Below are 12,469 nucleotides of genomic sequence, written 5' to 3'. Positions count from 1 at the left end.
ATTATTACCATTTAATTTATCTAGAAAATATCCTATTTTTTTAATGTAATTAATCCTGAGCATTCAGAAAATTTTTCAAATTTCAATTTAGGAAAATAAGACCTAAATTCATCCACAACAAAATAAATCTCATCATTATCCCACTGTTCATAAGATTCTTTCATACATTTATCATGTAAAGCACGAGATACAAAAGCTATATCTCCAATGTATATACATCCCCCACCATCTAATTGTTCTAGTAATTTTTTCAAAAATATAACTTTTTTCTCATTAGTTATATGATGAAGTGAATATGTAGCAATTATTGCATTATATTTATGTTCTAACAAGGGATTAACCAAGCCCTTAGAAATATCTCCATAAAAAAGCTTCGCATTAGGCATTTTATTTTGTGCTATTTCTATCATTCTTTTAGAAAAATCTTGCCCATAGATTTTATAGCCATGATCATATAACTTGGATATTAAAGTTCCTGTACCAAATCCAATGTCTAAAATATTTCTATAAGATTCATTTAATATCCTATTATATATTTCATTAAGTATATTTTTATATCCTGCAAAAGGATATGAACCATCATTATCAGATATTTCAACGCTTTGATCATAATCATCAGCCCACAAATCAAAACCTTTATTACTTAACAATTTATCCTCCAAATTACTATCTTGATTATACCAATTTTAATAAATAATTAAAATTTAATAATTTTCTTTTTGAAATAAAAAATCCTCCTGATTAGTTTTGTTAATCCTAATCAGAAGGTGCTTGCAAAAATTTTATATGATTTAAAAAATCATTTAAAATTTAAAGTTATTCATCAATTTTGCGTCTTACCATATCTCCTTTTTTAAGCTCATGGTCAATTTTTATATAAACTATTTGTTTTGCCTTGTTGGCTATTTCTATACCATTTCCTTTGGAATCTTTCATATTTTCAATTTTAAATTTTATAAAGTCTGGACTATCTCCAAAAATTTCGACTTCATCTCCCAAAACAAATCTATTTCTTTCTTCTAGTTTTGCAATTTTATTTTCTTTGTCATAATCTAAAACCACAGCAATAAAATCATAATTTCTAATGTATGAAGAATTTTCATAAATTTGAGAAGAAGAATCCGCTTTATTATAGAAAAATCCTTTTGTAAAATGTCTATGGCTAGCTTTTTTTATTTCATCCATATATTTTTTAGCAATTTCTTTATTATAAACTCCATTATAGTATGCATCAATTGCTTGTCTGTAGCTTCTAATAACTGTTGCAACATAAAAGACGGTTTTCATTCTTCCTTCAATTTTAAATGAATCAACTCCTGCCTCTATTAGCTTATCAATTTCATCTATTAGGCATAAATCTTTGGAATTCATAATAAATGTTCCATTTTCATCTTCGCCTATAGGATAATATTCGCCTGGTCTTTTTTCTTCTTGTAGGGCATATTTCCACCTACAAGCATGAGCGCAATCTCCTCTATTTGCATCTCTTCCTGTCATGTAATTACTTAATAAACATCTTCCAGAATATGAAATACACATAGCTCCGTGAATAAAACATTCAATTTCTAAATCTTTTGGAACATTTTTTCTAATTTCTATTATTTCATCAAGTGATAATTCTCTTGCAAGTATAACTCTTTTTGCACCAAGTTTATACCAAAAATTAATTGTGTGAGAATTAGTTACAGATGCTTGAGTTGAAATGTGTAAATCTATATTAGAATTTTCTTTTGCTATATTAAAAATACCAGGATCTGAAATTATTAAAGCATCTACTCCAATTTTTTCAAGATATTTGATGTATTCTACAATTCCCTCAAGATCATTATCATGAGGAACTATATTCATAGTAATATGACATCTAACTCCATGTTCATGTGCGTAATCAACTGCTTCTTTAAGTTCATCTTTATCAAAATTTTTTGAATTTTTTCTAAGACCAAAATTATTTCCAGCCATATAAACAGCATTTGCTCCAAATTTTATAGCTGCTTTTAATTTTTCCATATCTCCAGCTGGTGCTAATAATTCAACTTTATCTTTCATCAACTCTCCTTGTCGTTAAACTAATACCATCGCCTATTGGTATTATACTTGTTACATATTCATCTAAATTTGTAATATGAGATAAAAATTTTCTCAAATTTTTTACCATAGTTATGTGTCGTCTATTAATTAAATCATCGTTTGTAATTTCTCCCCTAAAGAGAATATTATCACAAACAATAAGGCCATTTTCATTTAATAATTTTAATGATTCATTAAAGTAATATTCATATTGTGATTTATTTGCATCTATAAAAACAAAATCAAAGCCTTGATTAAAATTATTCAAGGCTTTTTTTGCATCCATATTTATTAAATTTATTTTTTTATTATATTTAGAAAAATTAGCTTTTGCTATTTCTGATATATCTTTACTCTTTTCAATTGTAGTAATATTTGCATTAGAATATTTAGAAAAAAGTAATGAAGAATAGCCAATCGCTGTTCCAATTTCTAGAATATTTTTAGGTTTTGAAATTGAAATTAAAGTTTTAAGAAATTCTTTTGTTTCTAATTTCATTATAGGAATATTATTTTCAATTCCGTAATTTCTTAATTCAATAAAATCTTCATCAATATAAATATTATTTAAATAATCAACTATATGATTATAATTAATATTCATTGCTATCAACTTCTGTTAAAACTGGTAAAATCATAGGATCTCTTCCAGTTTGATTATAAATATATGATTTCAATGCTTCTCTTATTTGATATTTAATTTGACTAATAGCATGAATATCTTTTTTTTCACATTTTTTCATTGTTCTCATTACAATATCTTTTGAATTTTCAATAAGATCTTGATTTTCTTTTACATAAATAAATCCTCTTGAAACAATTTCAGGATTTGATAAAACTCTTTGTGTATGTTTTTCAATTGTTAAACTTACAACTAAAAGTCCATCTTCAGAAAGATGTTTTCTATCTTTAAGAACAATATTTCCAACATCGCCAATACCGGAACCATCTACTAGAACATTTCCTGCTTGAACTTTACCATTAATTCTAGCAGATTTTTTGGTAAATTCAAAAACGTCTCCATTTTGACCGACTAAAATATTTTCTTTATTCAATCCCATATCCATAGCTATTTCCATGTGTTTTTTCAATTGGCGTGGTTCCCCGTGAGCTGGAATAAAATATTTTGGTGTTGTTAATTGGTGCATTAATTTAATTTCTTCTTGGCAAGCATGACCTGATGCATGAACTTTTGCCAAAGAATCATATATAATATCACAACCAATTTTTGTTAAATTATTAATTGTATTATTAATTGGCATTTCATTACCAGGAATTGCTGATGATGACAAAATTACAGTATCTGATGAATTTAAATGAACTTGCTTATGTTCATTATTTGCCATTCTTGTCAATGCAGATAGTGGTTCTCCTTGAGTTCCGGTTGACAAGACAACAATTTGATCATCAGAATAATCTTTAATATTTTTCATATCAATTAAAGTATTATTTCTAATTTTCAAATATCCTAATGAACTTGCAATTTTTACGTTATTTATCATAGATCTTCCAGATAAAACTACTTTTTTATTATATTTTTCAGCAGCAAATATTACTTGTTGAACTCTATGAAGGTTTGAAGCAAAAGTTGCTACAATTATTCTACCTGGTGCTTGTCCAAATAAATTAATAAAAGTTTCTCCTACTTCTTTCTCACTCATTGAACTTCCTTCTATTTCTACATTTGTAGAATCAGAAAAAAGACATAATAATCCCTTTCTACCTAAAGAAGCAAGCTTTTGTATATCAGTAGGTTCGCCATCTATAGGCGTAAAATCCATTTTAAAATCGCCAGTAAATAATATAGTTCCTATTGGAGATTTTACAGCTATTGCGCAAGAATCTGGAATTGAGTGACTTACTCTGATAAATTCTGCACTTAGATTTCCAACTTTTACTGTATTATTGACATTAACCATCTTTAATCTATTAGAATTAAGTCCATGTTCTTTAAATTTATTTTCTAATAATCCTTTTGTAAGTTTTGAACAGTAAACATTAGTATCTACTGTTTTTAAAAGGTATGCAATTGCTCCAATGTGGTCTTCATGACCATGAGTAATGAATATACCTTTTAACTTATCTTTGTTTTCTTCAACATAGGTAAAATCTGGTATAACTATATCTACACCTAACATATCCTCATCTGGAAAAGTTAAGCCACAATCTATCATAATCATTTCATTTTTATATTCGACAATTGTACAGTTTTTACCTATTTCTCCAAGTCCTCCTAATGGGATGACTTTTAGTTTATTTTGCATTCTCATTTTTACTCCTTAAATTATCTTCACATTCGGAGCAAATACCATATATTCTTAAAGAATAATAATCCAATTCAAAGTTATATTTATCTTTTAAACTTTTTGCTAATTTTTCATTATCTAAAATTTTTTCTTCAACAATTTTTCCACAATTAGTACAAATTAAATGGTCATGGTGTGCATCTTTTTGACTAATAAGCTCATAAGTATTCACAGAATCTGTAAATTCTTGCTTATTAACAATTCCCAAATCTTCAAAAATATTAAGAGTTCTATAAACAGTTGCTATACCAACTTGTTTATTATCTTCATGTACTATAGAAAACAACTCTTCTGGTGTCAAATGTTTTGAATTAGAATTTTTAAGAGCATTGAAAATTATTTGTCTTTGTTTTGTAAATTTATGACCATTTTTTTCAAATACTTTTTTTAACTGTTCAATGTTCATTTTCATCTTCTTTCATTTCTTCATATATTTTTACAATTTCGTCTAATTCTTTATTATTATCGATTGCCTTAAAGCTAACAGAATCTTTACTTTTCATCATTTCAAAAATCAATATAAAATCTTCATCTATTGGCTCTAAAACAGCATAATCTTTATCGTCTACTCCGAATGTATCTATCAAATTAAATTCGACTTCGTTATTATTTTCATCTGTTAAAATTATCTTATTCATTATTTCTCCCATCCAAATAGGTCTGTAAAATAAAAGAGGCAGCAATTTTATCTACATATTTTTTTCTATCTTTAAGATTAACATTCATATCCATCAAGACCTGATCTGATTGTATAGTAGTCATTCTTTCATCCTGATATTTAATTTCAATATCAGTGGATTTTTTTAATAAATCGACAAAAGAAATCACCTTCATGGCTTGAGGACCTAAGGTGTTATTCATATTTTTTGGAAGTCCAATAATTATTAAATTTACTTCTTTTTCATTAATTATTTCAATTAATTTTTCAATATCTAAACTTGCTTTTTTTCTTTTAATTGTAATATAGGCTTGGGCAGTGATAAAAAACGTATCGCTTAATGCGACTCCGATTGTTTTATCACCCAAGTCTAATCCCATAATTCTACTCATTAATATAATATTTTAATATTTCTTCTAGAATAGTATCTCTATCAACTTGTCTTATCAATTTTCTAGCATTTTTGTGTCCTGTAATATAAGTAGGATCTCCACTAATTAAATATCCAATAATTTGGTTTGTTGGCTTATATCCTTTTTCTTCTAAAGCATTATAAACTTCTGTAATAATTTCTCTTATATCAACTTTTTTCTCATCTTGTGGATTGAAACGCATAGTTTCATTGAAGTTTTTGTCTGACATAATTTCTCCTTATATTAAATCATAAACTTTTTCTAAAGCTTCATCTAGTTTAGAAATATCTTTACCTCCAGCTTGAGCGAAATTTTTCTTTCCTCCACCATTTCCACCTGTTATTTTACTAACTTCTTTGACAATTTTTCCTGCATTGTATTTATCTGTTAATGAATCAGAAACAGATGCTGTAAAGATTATTTTATTATCTTTTACAGTAGCAAATACAATTATTAAATCTTTGTATTTGTCTTTTATTCTGTTTTCAAAATTTCTCAATGTATCAAGATCTTCATTCTCAAATTTATGAACTAAAAGATTTATTCCATTAATATCCTTAACTTCACTTTCTATATCTTTATAAATATCTTTTTCATTGAATTCTTTTAGCTTTTGAATGTCATCTTTGAGCTGTTTTATTTCTTCATTTAAAGATTTAGCTCTTGACAATACATTTTTAGGGTTTGTTTTTAATTCATCAGAAATTGAGTTAACTATTTCTATATTATTATTTAAATATTCATAAACTTTTTTTCCTGTTATAGCTTCTATTCTTCTTATACCTGAAGCTGCAGATGATTCTTGAATTATTTTAAATATTAAAATCTCAGATGAATTATTTACATGACATCCACCACATAATTCTTTTGAATAATCAGAAACTGAAACAACTCTAACCATATCTTTATATTTATCTTCAAATAAACCTATAGCTCCAAGTTTTTCTGATTCTTTATAAGACATAATTTCTTTTTTTACAGGCAATTGTTCTCTGATTTTTTCATTTACTTCATCTTCTATTTTCTTGATTTCATCCTTAGTTAAAGCATTTGGATAAGTAAAATCAAATCTTAATTTATATTCATCTACTAATGATCCAGCTTGTTTAACTTCATCACTTAATAAATTTCTTAAGGCTTGATCTAGTAGATGTGTTGCAGTGTGGTTTCTTGTTATATCTAATCTTCTTTGTTTATTAACTTTAAATAATGCATTACAAGATTCTAACTTACCTTCTTCAACTTTAACATAATGAAGTATAACATCTTTTTTCTTTTGTACATTATAAACTCTTGCTTTTGAATCATCTGTGATAATAAATCCTGTATCAGCTACTTGTCCGCCACCTTCTGCATAAAAAGAAGTCTTATCACTTACAATTATACCCTTATGACCTTTTTTTATAAAGTTTACTTTTTCTTTATTATCAAATAAGCCAATAATGTTTGCATTTATTTCAAAATTTTCATAACCTACAAATTCTGTTTGTTTAAATTCATCTACATTTATCGATTCAAGAGACCAACCTGCATCAGATTTTCTTGCATTTCTTGCAAGGTTTCTTTGATTTTCCATATATTCATCAAATTCTTTTGTATCAACTTTTAAATCATTTTCGTCAAGAATTTCTTTTGTCAAATCTAATGGAAAACCGTAAGTATCGTACAATTTAAATGCATCTTTACCTCTAAGTATATCTTTATTATTTTCTTTTAATTCTTTAATATAAGAATTTAAAATATCCAGACCACTGTCAATTGTTTTTTGGAAATTTTCTTCTTCTTTTTCTATAATATTAATGATTTTTTCTCTATTTTTTGTAAGTTCATCATACTCAACTTTATAAGAATCAATAACGCAATCAACAATAGATGATAAAAATTCTCCTTCAATTCCTAATAGTTTTCCATGTCTAAATGCTCTTCTTATTAGTCTTCTTAAAACATATCCTCTTTTTTCATTTGAAGGTTGAATACCGTCTGATACCATAAAAGTCATGGCTTTAGCGTGATCTGCAATAACTCTTATAGAAATATCATCTTTTTTATTTTCCTTGTATTTTTTATTTGATAATTCTTCAATTTCTTTGATAATATTTTGGTTTACATCAACTTCGAAAATATTGTCTTTATTTTGAAGAACCATTGCCATTCTTTCAAGTCCCATTCCTGTATCAATATTTGGATGAGCTAATGGTATATATTCCTTATTTGCGTTTTTATTAAATTGAGTGAAAACTAAGTTCCAAACTTCCATAAACCTATCTGAATCATCATTTCCTGGTTTATTATCATTTTCATCAACAGCTTTTTCTATACCTCTGTCAACAAAAATTTCTGAATCTGGGCCACATGGACCTACTTCTAGTTCCCAAAAATTATCTTCTTTTCCAAATCTTAAAATTCTATCTTTGGCAATTCCTATTTCATCATGCCAAATATCAAATGCTTCATCATCATTTTCATAAACTGAAACCCACAAAAGATTTTTATCAATTTCAAGATTAACTGTTAAAAATTCGTATGCCCAATGTATAGCTTCTCTTTTAAAATAATCCCCAAAAGAAAAATTACCAAGCATTTCAAAAAAAGTTCCATGTCTTTCGGTTATTCCAACTCTTTCAATATCTCCAGTCCTTATACATCTTTGTGAAGATGTAGCTCTGTTATTTTTCATTTTCTTTTCGCCAGTAAAATATTTTTTTAATGGTGCCATACCAGCATTGATTAAAAGTAATGATTCGTCATCTTCTGGTATCAAAGAAAATGATTTTAATACTGTATGATTTTTTTTAGAGCCAAAAAAATCTAAATATTCTTTTCTAAGTTCGTTCATTCCTAGTTTTCTCATAATTTTCTCCTAATTTATAGTTTTTCATTAACCATATCTTTTATAGTTATTGAATTAACTGCCTTGTTGATAGCATCATCAATTTTTGCAAAAACATAATAAGCTTCACATTCTGAATTATTACAGTTATTTCTATCAGCTACGCATTCGCTTGAGGTCATTTCGCCTTCCAATACTCTCAAAACATCTCCAACTGTAATTTCGCTAGAATTTCTAGAAAGTTTGTAACCTCCCTTAGCACCTCTTGCTGATATTACTAAATTATTTCTTTTAAGTATTCTTATTAATTGTTCTAAGTAATTTTCTGGCAACTTTAAGGCATTAGAAATATCAGAAACTGAAATATATCCATTATCTTCATTTTCTGCTAAATAATGTATAGCTCTAAGTCCATACCTACCTCTAGTTGATAATTTCATATTTACTCCTCAATCTATCACTATCATATCTTTCATCGCTTCAAAATACTTATCCCCAATGCCAGATACATTTTTAATATCTTCAATCTTATTAAATTTGTTTTTTTCTCTATATTCGATAATAGCTTGCGCTCTTTTTTCTCCAATATTTGGCAAAGTCATCAACTGAGCCTTATCAGCTTTGTTAATATTAACTTTTTTATCGTCAATTTTTTCTACGGGACTAATAAGTTGATTTGTAGAATTATCCACATCATTATTTTTGTCATTGATGTTTGGAATTATTATTCTCATTTGGTCTTCAAGCTTTAATGCCAAATTTATTTTATCAATATCAGCGTTTTCAGTAAGCCCTCCCGCATCATTTACTAAATCCTCTAATCTATAATCTTCATTTATTTTATAAACTCCAGGCTTATTAATTTCACCACTAATATGTACTTTTCTAATAGAATTTTTAGATTCAGAATTTAGTTTATTATCATCATTATTTTTCTTATCTTCATTTGATTTCATTTCAATTGACAAGCCTTGTTTTTCAAATACAAGCTCATCATTATTTCGACTTGAAACAAAATTTCGAGATATAACAATAACAATTCCAATTATCAAAGCAATGATAATCTTATCTTTTTTATCAGTTTCCATAAAATACCTCTATTTAACGATAATTTATGACTCCCATAAATCTTCTATATTATAAAATTCTCTTTGATTTGATGAAAATATATGAACTATCACTTCGCCACAGTCCATTAATATCCATTTTCCTTCTCTCAATCCTTCAATAGATAAAACATCAAATCCTTCTTTTTTAAGATTTTCCTCAATATATTCTATTAAAGCTTTATTTTGATTAATTGAATTTCCAGTAGCAAGTACAAAATAATCTGCTATTGAAGATTTATTTTCAAGATCAATAACTTTAATATCATAAGCTTGTTTATCTTCTAAAGTTTTTACTATAATATCTAATTTACCCATTTTTCTCCCTTAATAAATAATTTCTTGCTTTTATAGTCAAAGGAAATATTACCATCTTCCTATCAACCAATGACTTTATAGTTCCATCTAAGCTAAATAAAACAGCATCATCTAAATTTTTAAAGGCTAACTCTCTTAACTTATCCACGCCTTCATAATTTCTATTTTCTTCACAAGCATCTGCAAGAAATATTATTTTTTCAAAATCAGTCATATTTTCTTTTCCAGTAGTATGATATTTAATTGCATTTAAAATTTCTTCATCATCTACACCATATTCATATTTAGCAACAATAGGTCCTAAAAATGAATGTAAAATTGCTTTATTAGAAATAATTTCATTTGAAAAATCACAATATTTCTTATACTTATCTAAATAATATTTTTCATTATATTTTGCACAATCGTGTAATAAAGCTGCTGTTTTTATTTTCTCAATATCTATATTTTTATTGATTTTTAAGGCCATATCCTTAACTCTGATTACATGATTAAATCTTTTTTCTCCAATATCATTTTTAAGCTTGTCTTTATATTTAGAAAAATCAAACATACAATTTCTCCTCTTTAATGATATTTATAACTTCATCGTTTACCAAATATCTGATACTTTTATTTTCTTTTACTAAGTTTCTTATCAAAGTTGATGAAATATCTAAAGCTATATTATCAATTAGGTATATATTTTTATTATACTTTCTTACTTGATTTATTTTAGATATAAGAGAAAAATTTTTGTTGCTATATCTTTTAAAAATAATCAAATTTTCTTTTAATATTTCTTTGTAATTTTTCCATTTTTCAATATCAAGAAATGAATCTTCGCCCATTATAAAGAAAAATTCATCATTGGGATAAGATTTTTTAAAATAATTAATTGTGTTAAAGGTATAGTGAATTTCATTATCTCTATAATCATAATCATTTATTTCAAGTTTTGGATTGTCTTTTATTGTTTCATTTACCATTTTTAGCCTTAAATTTAAGGCTGTTTTTTTATTTTCTAATTTGTGTGGTGGATTTGAATTTGGAAGAACATATATTTTATCCAAATCCAAATTATTAATCACATTTTCCATCAATATCATGTGCCCAATATGAATCGGGTCAAATGTACCACCAAATAGACCAATTTTCATTATAAATCTATCTTTTTATTTTTCTTGCTTTCTCTATATATGGTAAAAATATTACCTAAATGAGAAACAAATTCGCAATTTAATTTTTCAATAACTTCATCAACAATTTCATCATTATCGTCTAAGTTATTATTTAGTATTTTTATTTTTATAAGCTCTCTTTTTTCCAAAGCCTCATCAATTGAAGTAATTACTTCATCAGTTAATGAATTTTTTCCTATATTAACAATTGGCTTTAAATCATGAGCTAAAGATTTTAAATATGATCTTTGTTTTCCTGAAATCATTTTATCTCCTATTCATAATAATCAAAAACTATATCTCCTATAGCAACAGAATCTCCTTCTTGGATTCCCATTTCTACAAACTTTTCAAAAACACCCATTTCTCTTAGATTTTTTTCGAAATACATACGACTATCATAATCATCTAAATTAACTTTTTCTAAAAGCTTATCGATTCTATATCCGTTGCAAACATAAATCCCATCTTCTATTTCAAAATTTAATTCATCACTTGCAATTGACTTATCATAAAATTCTTCAAGATAAGCTTCATCGACTTTTTCATCAAGATCGTATTGTTCATCTTCAAAATTATATAAAACTCTTGAAACTTCATCAATCAAATCTTTTATTCCATTTGTTGTAGCAGCTGAAATTCTAAAAATTTTATATTTATCTGAGTATTTTTCTTCGAATTTTTTATAATTTTCATTAAAATCTAAGTCTGATTTATTAAGAGCAACTATTTGATATTTGTTATAAAGATTTTCATCAAATAATTTTAATTCTTTATTTATAAGCTCAAAATCTTCAATAGGATCTCGTCCTTCAAAACCTGAAATGTCTACTAAATGAACAAGAATTTTACATCTTTGAACGTGTTTTAAAAAATCATGGCCAAGACCTAAACCTTCATTGGCACCTTCTATTAGTCCTGGAATGTCAGCAACTATAAAAGATCTTTCTTTATCAATTTTAACGACTCCTAGATTTGGATCAAGAGTTGTAAAATGGTAATTTGCAATTTTTGGTTTTGCTTTAGAAATAACAGAAATCAAGGTTGATTTTCCTACATTTGGAAGTCCAACCAAACCGACATCAGCCAAAATTTTAAGCTCAAGACTTATAGTTATTTTTTGACCTTCTTTTCCTTTTTGAGCAAAACGTGGAGCTTGTCTTGTGGAAGATTTGTAATGAACATTTCCTTTTCCACCTTTGCCACCCTTCGCTATTAGAAATTCTTCTCCATTTTTTTTCAAATCTTTTATAATTTTTCCGCTTGTACTTTCTCTAACAATTGTTCCAACTGGTACATATAAATAAAGATCTTCTCCTTTTTTCCCAAATCTTTTTTTACCCATACCGTCTTCGCCATTTGTTGCTTTATATTTTGTTTTATATCTATATTCTTCAAGCGTTGAAAGGGAATTTGTAGCTTTTATATAAATACTTGCTCCATCTCCTCCATCTCCACCTGCAGGCCCTCCTGTAGGTTCATATTTTTCTCTTCTGAAGGCGACTGCTCCATCTCCACCTTTTCCGGCTTGAAGTTCAATTTTTGCATAATCAATCATTGGTGTAAATTTCCTTTTTACAAAAAAAGCTTGCCCGTGGGCAAGCTAGTTCT

At 26.8% G+C, this 12,469-nt stretch carries 16 protein-coding genes; all 16 read right to left on the bottom strand.

Annotated elements, in window-relative coordinates; all coding sequences use genetic code 11:
• Positions 1-32 precede the first annotated feature (32 nt).
• The 16 genes from I6H46_RS08130 to obgE all read right to left on the bottom strand — a co-directional run bounded on the left by I6H46_RS08130 (position 33) and on the right by obgE (position 12,416).
• The gene (locus I6H46_RS08130) at positions 33-650 is read right to left on the bottom strand and encodes a class I SAM-dependent DNA methyltransferase (protein ID WP_019117674.1); all 618 of its coding nucleotides are present in this window, start codon (positions 648-650) and stop codon (positions 33-35) included.
• A gap of 166 nt (positions 651-816) precedes the next feature.
• Positions 817-2,046: a peptidase U32 family protein gene (locus I6H46_RS08125; protein WP_019117675.1), complete on the bottom strand. Its 1,230-nt coding sequence runs from the start codon at positions 2,044-2,046 to the stop codon at positions 817-819.
• Complete coding sequence (locus tag I6H46_RS08120; RefSeq protein ID WP_019117676.1) at positions 2,036-2,671, bottom strand: O-methyltransferase; 636 nt, start codon at positions 2,669-2,671, stop codon at positions 2,036-2,038. Before I6H46_RS08120 ends, I6H46_RS08125 begins: the two co-directional genes overlap by 11 nt.
• The gene (locus I6H46_RS08115) at positions 2,661-4,337 is read right to left on the bottom strand and encodes a ribonuclease J (RefSeq protein ID WP_019117677.1); all 1,677 of its coding nucleotides are present in this window, start codon (positions 4,335-4,337) and stop codon (positions 2,661-2,663) included. Before I6H46_RS08115 ends, I6H46_RS08120 begins: the two co-directional genes overlap by 11 nt.
• A complete protein-coding gene (locus tag I6H46_RS08110; RefSeq protein ID WP_019117678.1) occupies positions 4,321-4,779 on the bottom strand; it encodes a Fur family transcriptional regulator in 459 nt (152 codons plus the stop codon). Before I6H46_RS08110 ends, I6H46_RS08115 begins: the two co-directional genes overlap by 17 nt.
• Complete coding sequence (locus I6H46_RS08105) at positions 4,769-5,011, bottom strand: DUF1292 domain-containing protein (protein ID WP_019117679.1); 243 nt, start codon at positions 5,009-5,011, stop codon at positions 4,769-4,771. The genes I6H46_RS08110 and I6H46_RS08105 overlap by 11 nt, the downstream gene beginning before the upstream one ends.
• Positions 5,004-5,423, bottom strand: coding sequence for a Holliday junction resolvase RuvX (ruvX, locus tag I6H46_RS08100; protein ID WP_026074029.1), 420 nt, complete (start codon positions 5,421-5,423; stop codon positions 5,004-5,006). The genes I6H46_RS08105 and ruvX overlap by 8 nt, the downstream gene beginning before the upstream one ends.
• Complete coding sequence (locus tag I6H46_RS08095; RefSeq protein ID WP_019117681.1) at positions 5,416-5,673, bottom strand: IreB family regulatory phosphoprotein; 258 nt, start codon at positions 5,671-5,673, stop codon at positions 5,416-5,418. The genes ruvX and I6H46_RS08095 overlap by 8 nt, the downstream gene beginning before the upstream one ends.
• Before the next feature lie 9 nt (positions 5,674-5,682).
• Positions 5,683-8,295 (bottom strand): alanine--tRNA ligase, encoded by a 2,613-nt coding sequence (gene alaS / locus I6H46_RS08090; protein WP_019117682.1) that lies wholly within the window; start codon positions 8,293-8,295, stop codon positions 5,683-5,685.
• A 14-nt stretch (positions 8,296-8,309) separates the two neighbouring features.
• Positions 8,310-8,714, bottom strand: a complete 405-nt coding sequence (locus I6H46_RS08085) for an RrF2 family transcriptional regulator (RefSeq protein ID WP_004838796.1) — start codon at positions 8,712-8,714, stop codon at positions 8,310-8,312.
• Positions 8,715-8,723: 9 nt separating this feature from the next.
• Positions 8,724-9,362 (bottom strand): DUF655 domain-containing protein, encoded by a 639-nt coding sequence (locus tag I6H46_RS08080; protein ID WP_019117683.1) that lies wholly within the window; start codon positions 9,360-9,362, stop codon positions 8,724-8,726.
• A 24-nt stretch (positions 9,363-9,386) separates the two neighbouring features.
• Positions 9,387-9,698, bottom strand: coding sequence for a ribosome silencing factor (rsfS, locus tag I6H46_RS08075; RefSeq protein WP_004838794.1), 312 nt, complete (start codon positions 9,696-9,698; stop codon positions 9,387-9,389).
• A complete protein-coding gene (yqeK, locus tag I6H46_RS08070; RefSeq protein ID WP_019117684.1) occupies positions 9,691-10,251 on the bottom strand; it encodes a bis(5'-nucleosyl)-tetraphosphatase (symmetrical) YqeK in 561 nt (186 codons plus the stop codon). The genes rsfS and yqeK overlap by 8 nt, the downstream gene beginning before the upstream one ends.
• Positions 10,244-10,837 (bottom strand): nicotinate (nicotinamide) nucleotide adenylyltransferase, encoded by a 594-nt coding sequence (gene nadD, locus I6H46_RS08065; RefSeq protein ID WP_019117685.1) that lies wholly within the window; start codon positions 10,835-10,837, stop codon positions 10,244-10,246. Before nadD ends, yqeK begins: the two co-directional genes overlap by 8 nt.
• A complete protein-coding gene (gene yhbY / locus I6H46_RS08060; RefSeq protein ID WP_004838791.1) occupies positions 10,837-11,124 on the bottom strand; it encodes a ribosome assembly RNA-binding protein YhbY in 288 nt (95 codons plus the stop codon). Before yhbY ends, nadD begins: the two co-directional genes overlap by 1 nt.
• Before the next feature lie 8 nt (positions 11,125-11,132).
• Complete coding sequence (gene obgE, locus I6H46_RS08055) at positions 11,133-12,416, bottom strand: GTPase ObgE (protein WP_019117686.1); 1,284 nt, start codon at positions 12,414-12,416, stop codon at positions 11,133-11,135.
• Between the last annotated feature and the right edge of the window lie 53 nt (positions 12,417-12,469).

Source organism: Anaerococcus obesiensis (assembly GCF_016599815.1).
Classification (GTDB): domain Bacteria; phylum Bacillota; class Clostridia; order Tissierellales; family Peptoniphilaceae; genus Anaerococcus; species Anaerococcus vaginalis.
The sequence above is the reverse complement of the archived record's forward strand: the minus strand, read 5'-3'. Positions and strand labels throughout refer to the sequence as shown.

Excerpts from the sequence above, each read along its gene's own strand:
- I6H46_RS08125 (WP_019117675.1), bottom strand. The coding sequence starts at position 2,046 with ATGAAAGATAAAGTTGAATTATTAGCACCAGCTGGAGATATGGAAAAA.
- I6H46_RS08120 (WP_019117676.1), bottom strand. The coding sequence starts at position 2,671 with ATGAATATTAATTATAATCATATAGTTGATTATTTAAATAATATTTAT.
- I6H46_RS08115 (WP_019117677.1), bottom strand. The coding sequence starts at position 4,337 with ATGAGAATGCAAAATAAACTAAAAGTCATCCCATTAGGAGGACTTGGA.
- I6H46_RS08110 (WP_019117678.1), bottom strand. The coding sequence starts at position 4,779 with ATGAACATTGAACAGTTAAAAAAAGTATTTGAAAAAAATGGTCATAAA.
- I6H46_RS08105 (WP_019117679.1), bottom strand. The coding sequence starts at position 5,011 with ATGAATAAGATAATTTTAACAGATGAAAATAATAACGAAGTCGAATTT.
- ruvX (WP_026074029.1), bottom strand. The coding sequence starts at position 5,423 with ATGAGTAGAATTATGGGATTAGACTTGGGTGATAAAACAATCGGAGTC.
- I6H46_RS08095 (WP_019117681.1), bottom strand. The coding sequence starts at position 5,673 with ATGTCAGACAAAAACTTCAATGAAACTATGCGTTTCAATCCACAAGAT.
- alaS (WP_019117682.1), bottom strand. The coding sequence starts at position 8,295 with ATGAGAAAACTAGGAATGAACGAACTTAGAAAAGAATATTTAGATTTT.
- I6H46_RS08085 (WP_004838796.1), bottom strand. The coding sequence starts at position 8,714 with ATGAAATTATCAACTAGAGGTAGGTATGGACTTAGAGCTATACATTAT.
- I6H46_RS08080 (WP_019117683.1), bottom strand. The coding sequence starts at position 9,362 with ATGGAAACTGATAAAAAAGATAAGATTATCATTGCTTTGATAATTGGA.
- rsfS (WP_004838794.1), bottom strand. The coding sequence starts at position 9,698 with ATGGGTAAATTAGATATTATAGTAAAAACTTTAGAAGATAAACAAGCT.
- yqeK (WP_019117684.1), bottom strand. The coding sequence starts at position 10,251 with ATGTTTGATTTTTCTAAATATAAAGACAAGCTTAAAAATGATATTGGA.
- nadD (WP_019117685.1), bottom strand. The coding sequence starts at position 10,837 with ATGAAAATTGGTCTATTTGGTGGTACATTTGACCCGATTCATATTGGG.
- yhbY (WP_004838791.1), bottom strand. The coding sequence starts at position 11,124 with ATGATTTCAGGAAAACAAAGATCATATTTAAAATCTTTAGCTCATGAT.
- obgE (WP_019117686.1), bottom strand. The coding sequence starts at position 12,416 with ATGATTGATTATGCAAAAATTGAACTTCAAGCCGGAAAAGGTGGAGAT.